This window comes from Franconibacter helveticus LMG 23732, assembly GCF_000463115.2.
Classification (GTDB): Bacteria; Pseudomonadota; Gammaproteobacteria; order Enterobacterales; family Enterobacteriaceae; genus Franconibacter; species Franconibacter helveticus.
The window spans coordinates 154369-173744 of the sequence record NZ_AWFX01000024.1; the positions used below are offsets into that span (position 1 = coordinate 154369).

The following is a 19376-nucleotide window of genomic DNA, read 5'->3' on the forward strand; positions in this document are numbered from 1 at the left end:
CGGGTGAAACAACAAACGCAACTTCGTCGTCGGGTGGCGGATGAGTCCGCTCAGTTGCCCGACGAATTACCGCCATTGCTGAAACGGCTTTATGCCAGCCGTGGCGTTAAGCGCGCTGAGGAGCTGGAGCGCAGCGTCAAAGGCATGCTGCCCTGGCAGAAACTGGGCGGCATTCAGCAGGCGGTGGAAATGCTGCACAGCGCGTTTCGCGAAGGATTGCGAATTATGATCGTGGGTGACTTCGACGCCGACGGCGCCACCAGCACCGCGCTTAGCGTGCTGGCCCTGCGCGCCCTCGGCGGCGGCAATGTCGCCTATCTGGTGCCTAACCGTTTCGACGACGGTTACGGACTGAGCCCGGAAGTGGTGGATCAGGCCCATGCTCGCGGCGCGCAGATGATCATGACGGTGGACAATGGGATCTCCTCGCACGCAGGAGTGATCCGCGCTCACGAGCTAGGGATCCCGGTGCTGGTTACCGATCACCACCTGCCAGGTGAAACGCTGCCGGAAGCGGACGCGCTGGTCAACCCAAACCTGGCTTACTGCGAATTTCCGTCAAAATCGCTGGCGGGCGTTGGGGTCGCGTTCTATCTGATGCTTGCGCTGCGCGCGCATTTGCGTGAGGCGGGCTGGTTTGAAGAGAAGGGCATTCCCATGCCTAATCTTGCCGAGTATCTCGATCTCGTCGCGCTCGGCACCGTAGCGGACGTCGTGCCGCTGGACGCCAACAACCGTATTTTGACCTGGCAAGGCTTAAGCCGTATTCGCGCCGGCAAATGCCGCCCCGGCATTCGCGCGTTGCTGGAGATCGCTAACCGCGATATGCAACGGCTCGCGGCAAGCGATCTCGGTTTTGCGCTCGGTCCGCGGCTCAACGCAGCAGGCAGGCTGGATGACATGTCGGTCGGCGTGGCGCTGCTGCTTTGCGACAACATCGGCGAAGCGCGCATGCTGGCCAATGAGCTGGACGCGCTGAACCAGACACGTAAAGAGATTGAGCAGGGCATGCAGGCGGAAGCGCTCGCGCTCTGCCAGCAGCTTGAGCGCAGCGCGGAAACGCTGCCTGCCGGTATCGCTATTTACCATCCCGAGTGGCATCAGGGGGTGGTGGGCATCCTGGCGTCGCGCATCAAAGAGCGGTTTCACCGCCCGGTTATCGCTTTCGCGCCAGCGGGCGAGGGGCTGTTGAAAGGCTCGGGCCGCTCCGTGCAGGGGCTGCATATGCGCGACGCCCTGGAGCGTCTTGATACCCTTTACCCCGGCATGATGCTGAAATTTGGCGGTCACGCGATGGCGGCGGGGCTGTCGCTGGAAGCGGCGCGTTTTGATGAATTCCAGAAACGTTTTTCCGACCTGGTGAACGACTGGCTTGATCCGGCGATGCTACAGGGCGAAATCTGGTCCGACGGGGCGCTGGCGCCGCAAGAGATGACGCTGGAAGTGGCGGAAATGCTGCGCGAAGCGGGCCCCTGGGGACAAATGTTCCCCGAACCGCTGTTTGACGGACGTTTTCGCATTCTGCAACAGCGTCTGGTGGGCGAGCGCCACCTGAAGCTTATGCTGGAGCCGGTCGGCGGCGGTCCTCTGCTTGATGGTATCGCGTTTAACATTGATACCACCCGCTGGCCCGATCAGGGCGTACGTGAAGTGGAACTGGCTTACAAGCTTGATGTAAACGAGTTTCGCGGCAACCGTAACGTGCAGTTAATCATCGACTATCTCTGGCCAGTTTAACGCCAGGATTCGCTATAAAAGGCGGCGTAAATCCGGTAGACTTTCCGTTTTACGACCGCATTTTGACATTCGTCATCACTAAAAGATCTTACAGACCATGTTTGAAATTAACCCGGTAAAAAACCGCATTCAGGACCTCACGGAGCGCAGCGACGTTCTTAGGGGGTATCTTTGACTACGATGCCAAGAAAGAACGACTGGAAGAAGTAAACGCCGAGCTTGAACAGCCGGATGTCTGGAACGAACCGGAACGCGCTCAGGCGCTCGGTAAAGAGCGTTCCTCTCTGGAAGCTATCGTAGAAACGCTGGATCAGATGGCGCAGGGGCTGGACGACGTGTCCGGTCTGCTTGAACTTGCTGTGGAAGCCGACGACGAAGAGACCTTCAACGAGGCCGTCGTCGAGCTGGATCAGCTGGAAGCGAAGCTTGCGCAGCTTGAGTTTCGCCGCATGTTCTCTGGCGAATATGACAGCGCCGACTGCTATCTCGATATTCAGGCAGGCTCCGGCGGCACCGAAGCGCAGGACTGGGCCAGCATGTTGCTGCGCATGTACCTGCGTTGGGCGGAAGCGCGCGGCTTCAAAACGGAAGTTATCGAAGAGTCTGAAGGCGAAGTGGCTGGCCTGAAATCCGCCACCATTAAAATTTCCGGCGATTACGCCTACGGCTGGCTGCGTACTGAAACCGGCGTACACCGCCTGGTGCGTAAGAGCCCGTTTGACTCCGGCGGCCGTCGTCACACCTCGTTTAGCTCCGCGTTCGTTTATCCGGAAGTGGACGACGACATCGATATCGAAATCAACCCGGCGGATCTGCGTATCGACGTCTATCGCGCTTCGGGCGCGGGCGGTCAGCACGTTAACCGTACCGAATCGGCGGTGCGTATTACCCATATCCCGACCGGTATAGTTACACAGTGCCAGAATGACCGTTCGCAGCATAAGAACAAAGACCAGGCCATGAAGCAGATGAAAGCGAAGCTGTACGAGCTGGAAATGCAGAAGAAAAATGCTGAAAAGCAGGCCATGGAAGATACCAAATCCGATATCGGCTGGGGCAGCCAGATTCGCTCATACGTGCTGGACGATTCCCGCATCAAAGATCTGCGCACCGGGGTGGAAACCCGCAATACCCAGGCGGTGCTGGATGGCGATCTGGATAAATTCATCGAAGCAAGTTTGAAAGCAGGGTTATGAGGAACCAACATGTCTGAACAACAACCACAGGGCGCAGAAGCGGCAGTCGATCTTAATAATGAGCTGAAAACGCGCCGTGAGAAGCTGGCTGCGCTTCGTGAGCAGGGCGTCGCTTTCCCGAACGACTTCCGCCGCGACCAGACCTCAGACCATCTGCACGCTGAGTTCGATGAAAAAACCAATGAAGATCTGGAAGCGCTGAACGTAGAAGTGAGCGTGGCGGGGCGTATGATGACGCGCCGCATCATGGGTAAAGCTTCCTTCGTTACCCTCCAGGATGTGGGCGGCCGTATCCAGCTTTATGTCGCACGCGACGACCTGCCGGAAGGCGTCTACAACGAGCAGTTTAAAAAGTGGGACCTTGGCGATATCCTGGGCGCGCGCGGCAAACTGTTCAAAACCAAAACCGGCGAGCTGTCTATCCACTGCACCGAGCTGCGTCTGCTGACCAAAGCGCTGCGCCCGCTGCCGGATAAATTCCACGGCTTGCAGGATCAGGAAGCGCGTTACCGCCAGCGTTATCTTGACCTGATCGCCAACGAAGAATCCCGCAATACCTTCAAAGCGCGCTCGCAAATTCTGGCTGGCATTCGTCAGTTCATGGTTGGCCGCGGCTTTATGGAAGTGGAAACGCCAATGATGCAGGTGATCCCGGGCGGCGCCTCCGCGCGTCCGTTTATCACTCATCACAACGCGTTGGATCTCGACATGTACCTGCGCATCGCGCCGGAGCTTTACCTGAAGCGTCTGGTGGTGGGCGGTTTTGAGCGCGTGTTCGAAATCAACCGTAACTTCCGCAACGAAGGGATTTCCGTTCGTCATAACCCTGAGTTCACCATGATGGAACTCTATATGGCGTATGCGGACTACAAAGATCTGATCGAGCTGACCGAGTCTCTGTTCCGCCAGCTGGCGCAGGATGTGCTGGGCACCACCGAAGTGCCGTACGGCGACGAAGTGTTCGACTTTGGCAAGCCGTTCGAGAAGCTGACCATGCGCGAAGCCATCAAGAAATATCGCCCGGAAACCGAAATGGCGGATCTGGATGATTTCGGGAAGGCGAAAGGCATTGCCGAGTCCATTGGCATCAAAGTCGAGAAAAGCTGGGGCCTTGGCCGCGTTGTGACCGAAATCTTCGAAGAAGTCGCCGAAGCGCATCTGATTCAGCCGACCTTCATCACTGAATACCCGGCCGAAGTTTCTCCGCTGGCGCGCCGCAACGACGTGAACCCGGAAATTACCGACCGCTTCGAGTTCTTTATCGGCGGACGCGAAATCGGCAACGGCTTTAGCGAGTTGAACGATGCGGAAGACCAGGCTCAGCGCTTCCAGGATCAGGTTGCCGCAAAAGATGCTGGCGACGACGAAGCGATGTTCTATGACGAAGATTACGTAACCGCGCTGGAGCACGGGCTGCCGCCCACTGCCGGTCTTGGTATCGGTATTGACCGTATGGTCATGCTCTTTACCAACAGCCACACCATTCGCGACGTGATCCTCTTCCCGGCGATGCGTCCGGTGAAATAACCCGTCACGCTTGCCATCAAGCCGCGCGTTCCGCAAAGAGCGCGCGGCTTTTTCTTTTTTACAGCCTTAGCGGGTTTGGGCGAACGAAACGGAACTGCTAAGATAAGCGCCGTCAATTGATTAACGTCTGTAACGAGGAGCTGTTTTGAGCACGGATTGGTCGTCCGCCTTACTGAAGAAAAAAGGCTGTTGCCTGATTTTTTGTCTTTTTCTTGCCGCCTGTTCCAGCAATAAAGCAGGGGTGTCGAACGCGACGAAAGGCAGCTACAGCGGCTCGACCTACACGGTTAAGCGCGGCGACACGCTCTACCGCATCTCAAGAATGACCGGCAGCAGCGTTGGCGAACTGGCGCGGCTTAACAACATTTCTCCTCCTTATACGATAGAAGTCGGACAGCGGCTGCGCGTGAAATCCTCTGCAAGCTCAGGCGCTTCGCGTACGGCTTCCCGCACGACGACAGCTTCCCGCAAGCCTGCCGCTTTGCCGAAAGTGGATGCGCCGCCAGTAGGGCAGCGCTGCTGGCGCTGGCCGACAAGCGGTAAAGTGATAATGGGTTATTCAACGTCGGACGGCGGCAACAAAGGGATAGATATCGCAGGCCAGCGGGGACAGCCGATTTACGCATCGGCGGCGGGTAAAGTGGTCTACGTCGGCAACCAGCTGCGCGGCTACGGCAATCTCATCATGATCAAGCACACTGACGATTACATCACCGCTTACGCGCACAATGACACGACGCTTGTGAATAACGGCCAGTCGGTTAAGGCGGGGCAAAAAATCGCCACCATGGGCAGCAGCGGAGCGGACTCCGTGCGGCTGCATTTCCAGATCCGCTATCGCGCCACGGCGCTGGATCCGCAGCGTTATTTGCCGCCCCAGGGGAAATCGCCTTCCTGCTAATGAAAATGGCAACTGCTTATTATTCCGTCAGTTAGTAAAAGGCGGGGGTTGCCATCGCAAGGTGAAGGGCTATAATGCCATACGCACCTCAAAGCGGGCGTAGTTCAATGGTAGAACGAGAGCTTCCCAAGCTCTATACGAGGGTTCGATTCCCTTCGCCCGCTCCAGCATCGCTTGCCTTCAAAACTCAATCCCTGTGTCAGCTTCTCGTTCAATGCGCCATTGAATATTTCTGTTCCTGCCGCGCTGTTATTTATCAGTAACCGTCGTTATCCACTGCATCGTCGGTGATAAAAAGCATGGCCTCGCTAACAAGCAAGCATCGTTCAGTTTTCTCTCCACCATCCCTTGCTGAATAAATATATTCATAGAATGCATAATAATACATTGTTAACATGCATGTTGATTTTATGAGATTTGGTATTTACGCATGAATGAAGAGAGGTAGCTGTGCTTGATATTACTCATTTTGGGCTTTTCGCTCTTTCTGTTTTGCTTTTATCCATTACTCCAGGGCCTGATATTGCCTATGTCGTAGGGCAAAGCGTTGCGAATGGAAGGCGCGCCGGGGTGATTTCTGCAACTGGCGTAGCGTTAGGAAGCTGCACCCATGCCGTCGCGAGCGCGGTGGGGTTAACGGCGCTGATCACGGCTTCTCCATGGATGTTCACACTGATTAAGTATGCCGGAGCCGCTTACCTGGTTTGCCTGGGCGTCAAAATGATTGTCGGTACCGTTAGCGAAAAAGGATCCGGTAGCGATGCGCTACCACTGGCCAGGCGCAGGCTCGATTCCGGTAATCTGCTTGCAAAAGGCTTTATCACCACCCTCACTAATCCAAAAGTCTTGCTGTTTTTTATCTCTTTTTTTCCGCAGTTTGTTACGCCTGAAGGCCATCATCATGCCGTTTCGTTCCTTGTACTGGGGCTGGTTTATGCCATGATTGCGTACTTAACGGACATGACTTTTGCCTTTCTGGCCGGAAGCGCGGCGAGCGCCGTTTCGCAGAATAGATCTCTGCAAAAGCTGCTGGATCGCATTGTCGGCGCGACATTTATTGCATTGGGCATCAGGCTGGCGTTCACACGTCGCTAAAAAATATGAGTGAAAAGCGGCGCGTAATAAACGGTTGCTCTAACTTTTTAAGGGAGATGGCGCAGGGGCCTGAAGCCTTGCGCCGTTTGTTGTCTGCCCGCCACAACCGGCGCTCGCTTTGCAACTACACGGCTCTTTGACCGGAAAGCGCGTCCAGCCCCACCGGCTCCCGTACCGCCCCCGGCGATTTACCGGTAATGCGCTTAAATGCCCGGCTAAAGGCGGCGAGCGAACTGTAACCAAGCTCAAACGCGACAGATTCCAGCGGCTGGCGCGCCTCGCTAATGTACTGCACCGCAAGGCGCATGCGCAGCTCGGTCAGGTAACGCGCCGGCGAACTGCCAGTGGCGGCAAGAAAGCGCTCGGCGAAAACCGAGCGGGAGGTGCCCGCCTCGCGCGCCAGCTTCTCCACCGTCCAGTTTTCGCCAGGCTTGCGGTGCATGGCATAGATGGCGCGGCTCAGCTTCGGGTCGCGCAAAACCTCCACCCAGCCAGTGGCTTTGCCGCAGCCGCACTCTACCCAGGCGCGAACGATCAGCGCCGCCACCACGTCAGCAAGCCTGGCCAGGATCGTGGCGTAACCGGCCTGTCGCGTCAGCGACTCGCGCTCCATCGCGGCGAGCAGCGGCTGGATCTCCGGCCAGCTCTTCTGTAAGCGGCTTATCAGCATCACTTCCGGCATGGCGTTGACCAGGGGTTGCATGCCACCCAACTCAAAATCCATACAAGCGCTGAATACAACGGCAGGCGGTTGGGGAAGATCGTTCTCGTCTGCCTTGCTAATTTCGCACACCGTTTTGCACAACGGTTCGGTTGCAAGTTGCGCCACTTCCACCACGCTGGCTTCGGGTTCAGAAAGCAGCGTGTGAGCGTCGCCGTTGGGCATCAGCAGCGCGTCGCCGCTCTCCAGCTCATAGATCTTGCCGCTGACGGTGCGCAGCAGCAGCGGCCCGCGGCTGACAAAATGAAACTGCGCGCGACCCGGCGCGTAGTTAAAGTGCACGCCGAACGGGCGGCAGGCTTCAATTCGCCGGTAGTTAACGCCGGAAAGACGCATACCGCGCAAGAGTTCGCTGGTGAGATCGGGGGCGTGGGTGGTCATGCGGCAACTCCGGACGAATTATCAATAGATGAGGATTATATGTCATAGATCGTCCTGGCAGAACTGCCTATCCTTGCCGCCTGTGTAAATATATTGCTGGAGATAAGTTAATGAATTCCTGCACCGCCGCTGCCGCGACGTCGGCACCTGCAAAAGCCGCCTGGCCTGCCGTATGGTCGCTCGGGCTTGGCGTATTTGGGCTGATTACTGCGGAGTTCCTGCCGGCAAGCCTGTTAACCCCGATGGCAAGCAGCCTTGGCATTAGCGAAGGCACTGCGGGCCAGGCCGTTACCGCCACGGCGCTGGTGGCGCTTTTCAGCGGTTTGCTGATAACCGCTGCCACTCGCAACATTGACCGCCGCTGGGTCCTGATTTTCTTCTCCTTTTTACAGGCCGTCTCCAGCGTAATGGTGGCCTGGGCGCCCTCGTTTGATTTACTGCTGGTCGGGCGTCTGCTGCTTGGCGTGGCGTTGGGCGGCTTCTGGGCGATGTCTACTGCAACGGCGATGCGTCTGGTTCCCGCCGCGCAGGTGCCGAAAGCGCTGGCGATAATCTTTTCCAGCGTGTCGATGGCGACGGTAGTTGCCGCGCCGCTCGGCAGCTTCCTTGGCAACCTGATTGGCTGGCGAGCGGTCTTCGCGCTGACGGCGCTGCCGGGCGTACTGGCGCTGCTGTGGCAGCTCTGGGTACTGCCGGCCATGAAGCCGGAGAACGTCAGCAGCCTGCATACGCTGATAAAAGTGCTTAAGCGCCCCGGCGTAGTGGCGGGTCTGCTGTCGACCATTCTGATTTTCAGCGGCCATTTTGCCTTCTTCACCTACCTGCGTCCGTTTCTTGAGAAAGTCGCCGGAGCGGGCGTTGACGCTATTTCGCTGATCCTGCTCGCTTTCGGCGTGGTGAATTTTATCGGCACTTCTCTTGCCGGGCACTTTATCTCCCGCAGCCTTCGCCATACGCTGGCGCTGGCGCCGGGTCTGATGGGCGTGCTGGCGTTACTGTTAACGCTCTTCGGCCATCTAACGCTGCTGGACGGCGTGCTGGTGGCGCTGTGGGGTCTGGCGTTCGGCATGGTGCCGGTGGGCTGGTCCACCTGGCTTGCCAGTACGGTGCCGGACGAAGCCGAAAGCGCAGGCGGCCTGCTGGTGGCGTCCATCCAGCTGGCTATCAGCGCAGGGGCGGCAGGCGGCGGCATTATCTTTGATATGAACGGCGCGACCGGCGTCTTTACCGGTAGCGCATTACTGCTGCTTGCCGCGATGGCGACGGTGCTGCTGGCGGTCAGGGTCAAACCGCTGGCGACAACAGAATAAGAAAAGGGCGCATCAGGCGCCCTTTCTTTTATCTGTCTGACAACCCTCTACAAATAAGCCGTGATTGTATTCACTCTTTTTATACAAGCTTGATAACACTTCTTAACAATCGACTACTATAGGCCGGTTCTGTCAGGGGAGTGTGAAACATGAAAGATGTGGTGATCGTCGGGGCTGCGCGTACGCCCATCGGTTGTTTTCAGGGGGCGCTGGCCTCCCGCTCCGCGGTAGAGCTGGGCAGCCTGGTGGTAGAAGCATTGTTATCCCGCACGGGCGTAAGCCCGCACAAGGTTGATGAAGTGATACTTGGCCAGGTGCTCACCGCAGGCGCAGGGCAGAACCCGGCCCGGCAAACGGCGATTAAAGGCGGATTGCCGAACACCGTATCCGCTATCACCATCAACGATGTCTGCGGTTCGGGGCTAAAAGCGCTCCATCTGGCGACACAAGCTATTCAGTGCGGCGAAGCCGATATCGTGATTGCCGGCGGCCAGGAAAACATGAGCCGGGCGCCGCATGTGCTTATCGACAGCCGCACCGGGGCGCGGCTTGGCAACAGCCAGCTTATCGACAGCCTGGTGCATGACGGCCTGTGGGACGCCTTTAACGATTATCACATGGGCGTTACTGCCGAAAACCTGGCGCGTGAATATGGCATCAGCCGTGAATTACAGGATGCCTGGGCGCTGGCTTCGCAGCAAAAGGCGCGCGCCGCCATCGACAGCGGGCGCTTTCGCGATGAAATCGTTCCGGTCGCCGTTGAGCGACCGCGCGGCGCGTCGATCATCGTGGATACCGATGAACAACCTCGCACCGACGCCAGCGCGGAAGGGCTTGCAAGGCTCGCGCCCGCTTTTGAAAAAAGCGGCAGCGTAACGGCGGGCAACGCCTCTTCGATTAACGATGGCGCGGCGGCGGTCATGATGATGAGCGCCAGCAAAGCGGAAGAGTTGAATCTGCCGGTAATGGCGCGCATTCGCGCTTTCGCAAGCGTTGGGGTGGACCCGGCGCTTATGGGCATTGCACCGGTTTACGCCACAAGGCGATGCCTTGAACGGGCAGGCTGGCAGCTTAACGAGCTGGATCTTATTGAAGCGAACGAGGCTTTTGCCGCCCAGGCGCTATCCGTCGGCAAAGTGCTGGAATGGGATCAGCACAAAGTTAACGTCAACGGCGGGGCTATTGCGCTGGGCCATCCGATTGGCGCTTCCGGCTGTCGCATTCTGGTGTCGCTGGTTCATGAGATGGTAAAACGGCAGGCGCGCAAAGGACTCGCTACGCTCTGCATAGGCGGTGGTCAGGGCGTAGCGCTGGCTATCGACCGTGAGTAATAAGACCCAGGAATAAATGACGCCTTCCTCGTGAAGGCGTTTTTATTTGGGGGAAATAGTTATTTGATTACGCATTGATGCCTGATTACGTGCGCCGCCTGCTTCTGCTAAGTATCCGCATTACGCTTTATTTAAATAATACCGTCTCAACCAGTCACCCACTTTATTATTAGAAATGCTTTTATTTCACTCTTTTTGAAACAAAGCATCCCCTGCAAAATTAAATAAAAAATAAAAACCAGAAACGGCTTTTTTTTGTGATCGAAAACGGTTTTGCCTGTGCTTTTACGCCTTTTTTATTGCGCGCCATCACGCGGTCTTTTTTCGTTATTTTTGAAACAACCAATTACGATCCGGATCACTTAAATAATCATTTCTTAAAAATAAAATGCAGTTCCATAAAAACGAAACATCATTTTACTAAGGGTACTCTATGTTTAAGAAAGCTCTGGGTCTGGCGGTTTTGTGTGGCGCAACCTTTACGGCGCAGGCCGTTACCGTGGATCTCCGTCATGAATATATCGACAGCGGTTCTAACGCCGACCGCGTAGCCGTGTCGCATCGTTTCGAGAATGGATTTGGCTTTGGCGTGGAAGCCAAATGGCGTTCCGGCGGCGACGAGCAGTCCCGCCCCTTTAATGAAGTGGTAGGCAGCGGCCATGAAGACAACATCAGCTGGCGCTGGAAAGCCACGGATAATATTGCCATTACGCCAGGTTTCACGCTGGAAAGCGGCGACAGCAAAACCATTTATAAGCCGAACCTTCATGTGCAGTACAGCTTCGACAATGGTATTTATCTGGCGGCGCGTTACCGTTATGAATATACCCGCGTGCCGGACGGCGCCGAGGATGACGACCGTGTAAACCGCGGCGATGCCTGGGTTGGTTTCGCGCTCGGTGAATGGCGTACTGAACTGAACTATGTCTACGCAAAAAGCGATCAGGGCTTTGCGCGTAATAATAATAAAAACTATTCCAACGAATATAATGCCAAAGTCGCTTATAAGATCGATAAAAACTGGTCGCCTTATTTTGAAGTGGGTAACGTGGGCGTGAAAAGCACCGACGAACGCCAGACACGTTTACGCGTTGGCGTTGCTTACAGCTTCTGATAATGTTTTAACCCTCGATTAAAACCCTGCTAACACTGTCAGGGTTTTTCAGATGTGCTTTTATATTATTTCTGTTGTGCTTATCTCCGAAATGGCTGGCCGTCCTGTGGACGGCTTTTTTTTATTTATTATCGACAGAAATAAAAAAGCCCTCTCGTACAGAGAGGGCAAGACCACTTACGGAGCCACTCATTGAATCAGGCTTGCAGCATTTCCCGCTGCTCAGGTAATTTCGCAATATAGATGGCGGGCTTGCCGTCTTTATCTGAACTAAAAAGCACGGCGCTGTCGTCTGGTGTAAAAGAAGGATGCGGATGGGTGACCTGGCGGCTGTTGGCGAAGGTGGCCCAGGAGGTATCGTGACGCGCGACGCGATAGTAAGCCTTTTTCGCAACGTCAAAGACATAGAGGTAAGGATCGTTGTCGATGGTGTAACCGCCAGTGTCTTTTACATCCACCGGCGTGCCGGAGCCGTCGCCCACCAGCAACGTACCGTCAAAATTGCTCATCAGGTGAGAGCAGGCAGGTATCGGCATGATCTCTTCGTTAAGGTTCGTTTCCGGGTCAAAGCGATAAACGGTACGCCCCTGTTTTCCTTTCAGGTAAGAGACATAGACCAGCGCGGAACCATTCGGCACCCAGAATTCATGGGTGCAGCTTTCGCCTTCTGCATGTTCTTTCACTTTGCGTATGTTGCTGCCATCTTCGTTGACCAGCCACATGCGCGCATCCACCAGATCGTGCGGGCCTTCATGGCAGAACGCGACAGTATTGTCGTCGAACGGGCGATAAATAGGGTGGCCGAGCCACAGCTTCTCTTCGTGGATAGTCTGGCTCGCGCCGGTTTGCAGATCCACGCGCAGCAGGCGGCAATGCGGCCCTTTATGAAAGAAATCGTGGAAGATTTTCCAGTCGCTCAGCGGCACATAATCGCTTGCGGCAATTTCAATGCCCACCAGTTTGGTGCAGTCGCTGTTGGCAACCCAGGTGCCGTAGCCCACCCACTCCGGCGGCACGCGGTAGACTTCACGTTCGGCCAGGGTTTTTAAGTTCACTTCGTAAAGGGCGCGATCGTTTTTCACATAATAGAGGAAGGCATCGTCAGGCGAGAGAAACCCGCCAAATGTGTTGTCGCCAGCGCCTTCGGTCAGTTGCACCGCTTCCGCTTTCTCCAGATTCAACAGATAGTAGTTCCAGTGCCCGTCAAATTCGCCCGCAAACAGCAAATGGCTGCCATCGTTAAAGAAGCACTTTTGATAAAAGTAGTTACGGTGACAGGTCACTTCCGGCGGCGTTAAGCGCGTCACTTCCGCCCCCGTATCCGGGTCACGGCTGACCTCATAATTCAGTTTAACCCGCATGCCTTTCGCCATAGTGCGCTCCTCGGTTATCGTTCCGTAAGTTATTTTCAAAAATAGATTAATAATTTATCAAAACATCGTTTCAACTTGTGTGACTGCTGGCGCACTTTTGTTTCATAAGTCCTTTTTTCGTGCCTTTGTTTTGCCGTTGCGCGCATTTAACCAGGCGCCAATTTGTGTTCAGGCGCGGCTTCAACATCCCGTAGTTCTTGTATTCCTCTGTTTGTGCGTTATCACATTTTATTTCCATCTTTCTGTTTATAAATGGATTTTTTTGAAATGCAATGAATGCGATTTTAACAGGATTAAGAATAAGCGTGATCGCAACATCAAATTTGGAATGAACAGGCCAAAAAATTGAAACATTGTTTTAAGTATAATTGAAAACGTGTTTCGGTAGGTTTAAGATGATGCCACTGATGAAAACGAAACGATGTTTTGTTGATGAGGCAGGCAACGATAAGTCCGTGCTGCCGCTGTTTTATCCCTTGCTGTCATAAAACGGCGCGAGCTGCGGACAGCGTAATGACAGTCACGCCTGTTCGTGACAGGCTCGATTAACAAGGAAACACACATGATTCTGGATGCATTTTCTCTTCAAGGTAAAGTCGCTGTAGTGACCGGCTGCGACACCGGTCTGGGTCAGGGCATGGCTATCGGGCTTGCCGAGGCGGGCTGCGATATCGTTGGCATTAACATTGTCGAACCTGCGGAAACCATCGAGCGCGTCACCGCGCTGGGCCGCCGTTTCCTGAGCCTGACCGCCGATCTGCGTAAAATCGACGCCATTCCTGAGCTTATTGAACGCGCGGTAGCGGAGTTCGGTCATATTGACGTGCTGGTGAATAACGCAGGCCTTATCCGCCGTGAAGATGCGATCAACTTCAGCGAGCAAGACTGGGACGACGTAATGAACCTGAACATCAAGAGCGTGTTCTTTATGTCTCAGACCGTGGCGAAACAGTTCATCGCCCAGGGTAACGGCGGCAAAATTATCAATATCGCTTCTATGCTCTCCTTCCAGGGCGGTATCCGCGTGCCTTCTTATACTGCGTCCAAAAGCGGCGTAATGGGCATTACTCGCCTGATGGCGAACGAATGGGCGAAGCACAACATTAATGTTAACGCTATCGCGCCTGGCTATATGGCCACCAATAACACCCAACAACTGCGCGCCGACGAACAGCGCAGCGCAGAAATCCTCGATCGCATCCCGGCGGGCCGCTGGGGTCTGCCGAGCGACTTAATGGGGCCGGTTGTGTTCCTGGCGTCCAGCGCCTCTGATTACATCAACGGCTACACCGTCGCGGTAGACGGCGGCTGGCTGGCGCGTTAAGCGTTATTCGCTGTTAAAAAAGCCTCCCTCGCGGAGGCTTTTTTATTTACAGAAGGCGGCTGGCGCTGCGCTCTGCACGCTGTAGCCTGTGGGCGGCTAAGCTCACGTTCCTTATAAAACGAAAAAAATACCCTGCCGCAAAGGGCAGGGTATCAGCAGGCGAATAACAGACTTAGCGTGCGGCGCGACGCAAAATACGCTCCGCCTGGCGCTGGAACTCAGCGGCGGTCTCTTCCACCGATTTCTGACCGTAGTCGATGTACTGCAACGCGGTGCCGAACTGCGAAACGATCTGCGGGTCGTCAAAATAAGGCGAAACGGCAAGCGTCGTCGGCAGCGACTGCGCAAGCTTCAGCCCGGCGACGGAGGGATCTTCATCTTTAATCACGCCCTCTTTCGTCAGTTGTTCCGCCGCCGCTTTGCTCAGCGGCACGCCGCGCTCAAGGCCCAGCGCCGCCACACCTTCTTTGCTGTTCAGCAGAAAGTTAATCAGCTGCGCTGCCTCTTTCGGATGCTTAGTGGATTTGCCGATAGAGAGCATCTGCGCCGGTTTGAAGAACAGCCCGGCGTCTTTCGCTTCCGGCAGCATCGGGTAGGCGCCTGGTTCAAGCTTCGCCGGCGGCTTCAGGTTGTCGGAATACTTGGTAATGGTGGAGTTCCACATGTAGGTGCCCGCCCATTCGCCCTGGATCCACGGCTTCATTTCATACATGTTGCTCTTGCCGAATGAGGCGTAATATTTGGTGTCCGGCATCACGTGGCTGTCGATGAGCTTTTTGTACATGCCGAAGAATTCCACCCACTGCTCTTTGCTGTAGGCGAACTTTTTGGTTTTCTCATCAATGGCCGCCAGGTTGTATTTCTGCACCATATAAGAGTTAAGCAGCGCCAGCACATCCTGATGTTCCAGCACGACCGGGTAGTATTGCTTACCGAGCTTGCTTTCAAACGCTTTGCCAGCCGCCATTAACTCATCCCAGGTTTTCGGGTATTCCACGCCCGCTTTTTTCCAGGTTTCGTTGTTGTAATAGAAGACGCGGGCGGTAACGGAAATCGGAATACCGTTGAGCTTGCCGTTAACGGTGGTGGATTGCAGCTCTTTGGCGTCAAACTGGCTAAGGTCAATAACATCTTTAACCTGGTTAAGGTCGTAAAAACCGTCGCCGTTTTTCGAGAAAATCGGCAGCCAGTTCCAGTTGGTCTGCATCACATCCGGCTCGGTGCCGCCTGCTATCTGAGTAGTGAGGCGGGAGAGGTGGCCGTCCCAGCCGGTGTATTCCGGCTTCACGCTAATTTCCGGATGCTGCTTATGAAATTCTTCCAGCGCCTTTAACGTGACCTGGTGACGGCCGTTGCCGCCCCACCAGGACATACGCAGGTCGACGTTTTCCGCCGCCAGCGAAGGAAACGCGCAGAGGGTGAGGGTAGAGGTAATCGCTGCGCCCAGTAGTAATTTTTTCATTATGGGACTCCTGTCAGAGAGAGAGGTTCTGTTCTGTTTTTGCGTCAAAAATATGACATTTATTCATGTCGAACTTGAAGTACACCTTGCGATTAAGCCCTTTTTCAATCATGGGCTTAGCTTCATCGGAAGGAATGCGGCAGGTGAGTTCGAAGTCCGCCACTTTCAGGTAGACGAAAAACTCATGCCCCATATTCTCTACGCGCACCAGTTCGCCGGTGCCGCATGCTTCGGCATAGGGCGTATCGGAGACAGAGACATACTCCGGACGCACGCCGAAAAAGACATTCTGACCCGCATAACCGGCCAGCTTTTCCTGCTGGCGTTCGGTCAGCGCCAGCGTATCGCCGCCTACCGTTACAAACAGGCGTCCCGCTTGTTCCACCACTTTGCCAGGCTTGATGTTCATTTCCGGCGCGCCGATAAAGCCCGCCACGAACATGTTTTTCGGGAAGTGGTAAAGGTTATCTGGCGTATCCACCTGCATGATATGGCCAAGCTTCATCACGCAAATGCGGTCGCCCATGGTCATCGCTTCGGTCTGGTCGTGGGTAACGTAAACCGTGGTGGCAGGCTTGCCGCTCTGCTTCAACTGCTTGTGCAGGTCGGAAATACGGATGCGCATGGAGGCGCGCAGCTTGGCGTCAAGGTTGGAAAGCGGCTCGTCAAACAGGAAGACATCCGGTTTTTTTACAATGGCGCGGCCCACCGCCACACGCTGCGCCTGGCCGCCGGAAAGCTGGCGCGGCAGACGGTCGAGCAGTTCATCCAGCTCCAGGATTTTCGCCGCTTCGTCCACCTGGCGGGCGATTTGATCTTTCGGCAGCTTGCTGAGCTTCAAGCCGAAGGCGAGGTTCTCGCGCACCGTCATGTGCGGATAAAGCGCGTAGTTCTGAAACACCATCGCGATGCCGCGCTCTTTCGGCGCCAGGTTATTCACCACTTTTTCGCCGATTTTCACTTCACCGCCGCTGATGGTTTCAAGCCCGGCGAGCATGCGAAGCGTCGTGGATTTAGCGCAGCCCGAAGGGCCGACAATGACCATGAACTCGCCGTCCGCTATCTTCAGGTCGATACCATGAACCGCTTTAAAGCCGTTGGAATAGACTTTTTCTAACTTATTAAAAATAACCTCAGCCATGATATTCCCTCGTTAACCTTTAATTCCGCTGCTGGCCACGCCCTGCACGAAGTAGCGCTGGGCCAGGAAGAAGACGATGATGGACGGCAGAATGGAGATGCTCGCCATTGCCAGAATTTCGTTCCACGGCGCCCCTTCGGTGACGTCGATAGACATTTTGAGCGCCAGCGCGATGGGGTACTTATCGACGCTATAGACATAAATCAGCGGCCCAATGAAGTCGTTCATCGACCACATAAACTGGAACAACGCCACCGAGATCATTGCCGGTTTAAGGATGGGCACCACCACATACCAGAGCACCTGGAAAGAGTTGCAGCCGTCTATTTGCGCCGCTTCTTCCATGTCGCGAGGCACGCCGCGCAGGAACTGAATCAGCATAAAGACGAAGAACCCCTGGGTGGCGAAAGCCACTGGCAGCCAGAGCGGCAGGTAGCTATTCAGCATGCCCATCTCGCGGAACATCAGGTACTGCGGGATAAGCAGCACGGTGCTTGGCAGCAGCATGGTGGCGATAAGCGTGGCAAACCAAAACTTCTTCCAGGGGATCTCAAAGCGGGCAAAGCCGTACGCCACGATGGTGGAGGAGATAACCGTCAGCAAGACTTTTGGAATGACATACTTAAAGGTGTTCAGCATGTAATGGCCGAAGTTGTACTCCGTGCCGGTTTTCCAGCCGTTGATAAAGCCATCCCAGGTCGCGTGGGTCGGCCACAGGCCCAGCGTGGTGAAAATCTCATGGTTTGGCTTGAAAGAGGCCGAAAACATCCACGCCAGCGGATAGAGCATCAGCAGACCGACAAACAGCAAAATAACGTAGCGTACTGCGCGGCTTATTTTCTCCCGGCGCAGCGTGCGCGCCACTTCGCGCTCGGCGTTGCTTGCTTCAGGCCGTGAAGAGAGTTGTTCCTGTTGAATGTCAGCCATTTTTGCCTCCCTTATCGGCAGAGTAGAAGACCCAGTATTTCGAGGATTTAAAGGCTATGGAGGCGAACAGCGCTACCACCAGGAACAGCACCCACGCCAGCGCCGCGCCGTAGCCCATATCGAAATACTTGAACGCCGTGTCGTAGATGTAGAGCGAGAAAAGATAGGTGTAGTAGGTCGGGCCGCCGCCGGTAATGACATACGGTCCGGTAAATTCCTGGAATGCCTGCGTAGTCTGCATGATGAAGTTAAAGAAAATCACTGGCGTAATCAGCGGCACGGTGACTTTCATAAACATCTGCCATTTTGACGCGCCGTCGATCATCGCCGCCTCATACTGCGACTGCGGAACGTTTTGCAACGCCGCCAGGAAAATCACCATCGCCGATCCAAACTGCCAGACGCGCAGCAGCGTTACCGACATCAGCGCCAGCGAAGGTTCGCCCAGCCAGTTCACAGGATCCAGGCCAAACACGCCGATAAAACTGTTCAGCAGGCCGTCGATGGCAAACAGCGCGCGCCAGAGCACGGCGATGGCGACGGAGCTGCCAAGAATTGACGGAATGTAATAAGCGGTGCGGAAAAAGCCGATGCCGCGCAATTTGAAATTGAGCACGAAAGCGATGCCCAGCGCAAAAGCGAGCTTCAGCGGGATCGTCAGAAATACGTAGGCGAAAGTGACGCCCATTGATTTCCAGAACAGATCATCTTCCGTCAGCATATAGCGGTAATTTTCAATACCGTTAAATACGGGCGGGTTCATCAAGTCATACTCGGTAAAGCTGAGTAAGAAAGAAGAAACAAAAGGGAAGGCCGTAAAGACTATCAACCCTATTATGTAGGGCGATATCCAGGCCAGTCCCAGCAACTTGTTTTCATTCATACATACCTACCTGGCAATCAAGGGTTAAAAATCAGAGGTTCGGATACGTGCCACGACGAAAGCGAGAGCCGCCTTTCAGAAAGCAAACTCTGGCTATCTCTTTGTATTTATTGATATGTGAAGCAAGTTTTCGCCACGGCGCCGGTGAAGCTAAACGCGGGCGTGTCAACTAAATGAACTGCCGTTTCTTTTTTGTAAAACGACGTTTTAATTTATTTTATTGCTATTTATTTCGCCGTCATTCGATAAATAACGGAAATGTGATCAGAGTCGAAACGCTGTTTTGGAAATTTGAAGCGGGTAGGGTTTTAAGGCGCCAGCAGAAATCTGCGCCCGCGTTTTTAACAAGGGAAACGGTAAAAAAGCAAAATGCCAGGGGCCTGTACGGCGCCTCACTTTTTTGCCCGCAGAAGTTTTGCCATTAATGAGATGGAAAAGCGACTACCAGAATTAATGTAATCATTAGCGAGATAATATTGGCGGCTATTTTCTATTAACCCGTCAAATTATCTCGCCATGAATAATGTCGTTTTCGAACGCGCGTAAGGCGAGCCGGTTGCGCTTTTATTTCAGGAAATCTTCCCGCATGGGGGTAAAGGTATCGAGCAGCGTGCCGGGCTTCAGGCAAACGCAGCCGTGCATAACGTGCGGCTTTTTATAAAGCGTGTCGCCAGCGCTGACGCGGTGCGTTTCATCGCCGATGGTAAATTCAAATTCGCCAGAGAGCACATAGGTTAATTGTTCATGGGGATGGTTATGCATCGGGCCCACGGCGCCCTCCTCGAAATGCACTTCTACCGCCATCATTTTGCCGTCGTGGGCAAGGATACGGCGCGAAACGCCATTGCCGAGATCTTCAAGCCGGGTCTCTTTATGAAAGGTAAACATGAAGCCGCCTCTTAATAAGTAAAACAACGTTTCAAATAATCTATCCTGGCCGAAAGATAAAGGAA

At 54.8% G+C, this 19376-nt stretch carries 16 protein-coding genes and 1 tRNA gene; 10 read left to right on the plus strand and 7 right to left on the minus strand.

Annotated elements, in window-relative coordinates; translation table 11 throughout:
* Positions 1-3: 3 nt before the first annotated feature.
* From recJ to DW56_RS07060, 6 genes are all read left to right on the plus strand, one after another.
* The gene (gene recJ / locus DW56_RS07035; RefSeq protein ID WP_024562020.1) at positions 4-1737 is read left to right on the plus strand and encodes a single-stranded-DNA-specific exonuclease RecJ; all 1734 of its coding nucleotides are present in this window, start codon (positions 4-6) and stop codon (positions 1735-1737) included.
* A 97-nt stretch (positions 1738-1834) separates the two neighbouring features.
* Positions 1835-2933 (plus strand): peptide chain release factor 2 gene (gene prfB, locus DW56_RS07040; protein WP_110876819.1). Its coding sequence is split into 2 segments (ribosomal slippage): positions 1835-1909 and positions 1911-2933, totalling 1098 coding nucleotides; the frame shifts between segments, so codons are not numbered across the junction.
* Between the two features lie 9 nt (positions 2934-2942).
* Complete coding sequence (gene lysS, locus DW56_RS07045; protein WP_024551512.1) at positions 2943-4460, plus strand: lysine--tRNA ligase; 1518 nt, start codon at positions 2943-2945, stop codon at positions 4458-4460.
* 145 nt (positions 4461-4605) lie between these two features.
* A complete protein-coding gene (actS, locus tag DW56_RS07050; protein WP_024551511.1) occupies positions 4606-5361 on the plus strand; it encodes an amidase activator ActS in 756 nt (251 codons plus the stop codon).
* A gap of 93 nt (positions 5362-5454) precedes the next feature.
* Positions 5455-5528, plus strand: a tRNA-Gly gene (locus DW56_RS07055).
* 283 nt (positions 5529-5811) lie between these two features.
* Positions 5812-6456 (plus strand): LysE family translocator, encoded by a 645-nt coding sequence (locus DW56_RS07060; RefSeq protein ID WP_024551510.1) that lies wholly within the window; start codon positions 5812-5814, stop codon positions 6454-6456.
* 124 nt (positions 6457-6580) lie between these two features.
* On the opposite strand, the gene DW56_RS07065 is transcribed toward DW56_RS07060, so the two are convergent.
* The gene (locus tag DW56_RS07065; RefSeq protein ID WP_024551509.1) at positions 6581-7558 is read right to left on the minus strand and encodes an AraC family transcriptional regulator; all 978 of its coding nucleotides are present in this window, start codon (positions 7556-7558) and stop codon (positions 6581-6583) included.
* Positions 7559-7668: 110 nt separating this feature from the next.
* Here DW56_RS07065 and DW56_RS07070 point away from each other — a divergent pair, with 110 nt between their 5' ends.
* From DW56_RS07070 to DW56_RS07080, 3 genes are all read left to right on the plus strand, one after another.
* A complete protein-coding gene (locus DW56_RS07070; protein ID WP_024551508.1) occupies positions 7669-8868 on the plus strand; it encodes an MFS transporter in 1200 nt (399 codons plus the stop codon).
* 149 nt (positions 8869-9017) lie between these two features.
* A complete protein-coding gene (locus DW56_RS07075; protein ID WP_024551507.1) occupies positions 9018-10199 on the plus strand; it encodes an acetyl-CoA C-acetyltransferase in 1182 nt (393 codons plus the stop codon).
* A 433-nt stretch (positions 10200-10632) separates the two neighbouring features.
* Positions 10633-11313, plus strand: a complete 681-nt coding sequence (locus DW56_RS07080) for an oligogalacturonate-specific porin KdgM family protein (RefSeq protein WP_024551506.1) — start codon at positions 10633-10635, stop codon at positions 11311-11313.
* A 197-nt stretch (positions 11314-11510) separates the two neighbouring features.
* Here DW56_RS07080 and DW56_RS07085 read toward each other — a convergent pair whose 3' ends face one another.
* The gene (locus DW56_RS07085; protein ID WP_024551505.1) at positions 11511-12686 is read right to left on the minus strand and encodes an oligogalacturonate lyase family protein; all 1176 of its coding nucleotides are present in this window, start codon (positions 12684-12686) and stop codon (positions 11511-11513) included.
* 562 nt (positions 12687-13248) lie between these two features.
* Here DW56_RS07085 and kduD point away from each other — a divergent pair.
* A complete protein-coding gene (gene kduD, locus DW56_RS07090; RefSeq protein ID WP_024562096.1) occupies positions 13249-14010 on the plus strand; it encodes a 2-dehydro-3-deoxy-D-gluconate 5-dehydrogenase KduD in 762 nt (253 codons plus the stop codon).
* 172 nt (positions 14011-14182) lie between these two features.
* Here kduD and DW56_RS07095 read toward each other — a convergent pair whose 3' ends face one another.
* From DW56_RS07095 to DW56_RS07115, 5 genes are all read right to left on the minus strand, one after another.
* On the minus strand, positions 14183-15472 hold the full coding sequence (locus tag DW56_RS07095; RefSeq protein ID WP_024551503.1) for an ABC transporter substrate-binding protein: 1290 nt from the start codon (positions 15470-15472) through the stop codon (positions 14183-14185).
* Positions 15473-15485: 13 nt separating this feature from the next.
* Positions 15486-16613 (minus strand): ABC transporter ATP-binding protein, encoded by a 1128-nt coding sequence (locus DW56_RS07100; RefSeq protein WP_024551502.1) that lies wholly within the window; start codon positions 16611-16613, stop codon positions 15486-15488.
* A gap of 12 nt (positions 16614-16625) precedes the next feature.
* On the minus strand, positions 16626-17540 hold the full coding sequence (locus tag DW56_RS07105; RefSeq protein ID WP_024551501.1) for a carbohydrate ABC transporter permease: 915 nt from the start codon (positions 17538-17540) through the stop codon (positions 16626-16628).
* Positions 17533-18423 (minus strand): carbohydrate ABC transporter permease, encoded by an 891-nt coding sequence (locus tag DW56_RS07110; protein WP_024551500.1) that lies wholly within the window; start codon positions 18421-18423, stop codon positions 17533-17535. The genes DW56_RS07105 and DW56_RS07110 overlap by 8 nt, the downstream gene beginning before the upstream one ends.
* A gap of 564 nt (positions 18424-18987) precedes the next feature.
* A complete protein-coding gene (locus DW56_RS07115) occupies positions 18988-19311 on the minus strand; it encodes a cupin domain-containing protein (RefSeq protein ID WP_024551499.1) in 324 nt (107 codons plus the stop codon).
* Positions 19312-19376 lie beyond the last annotated feature (65 nt).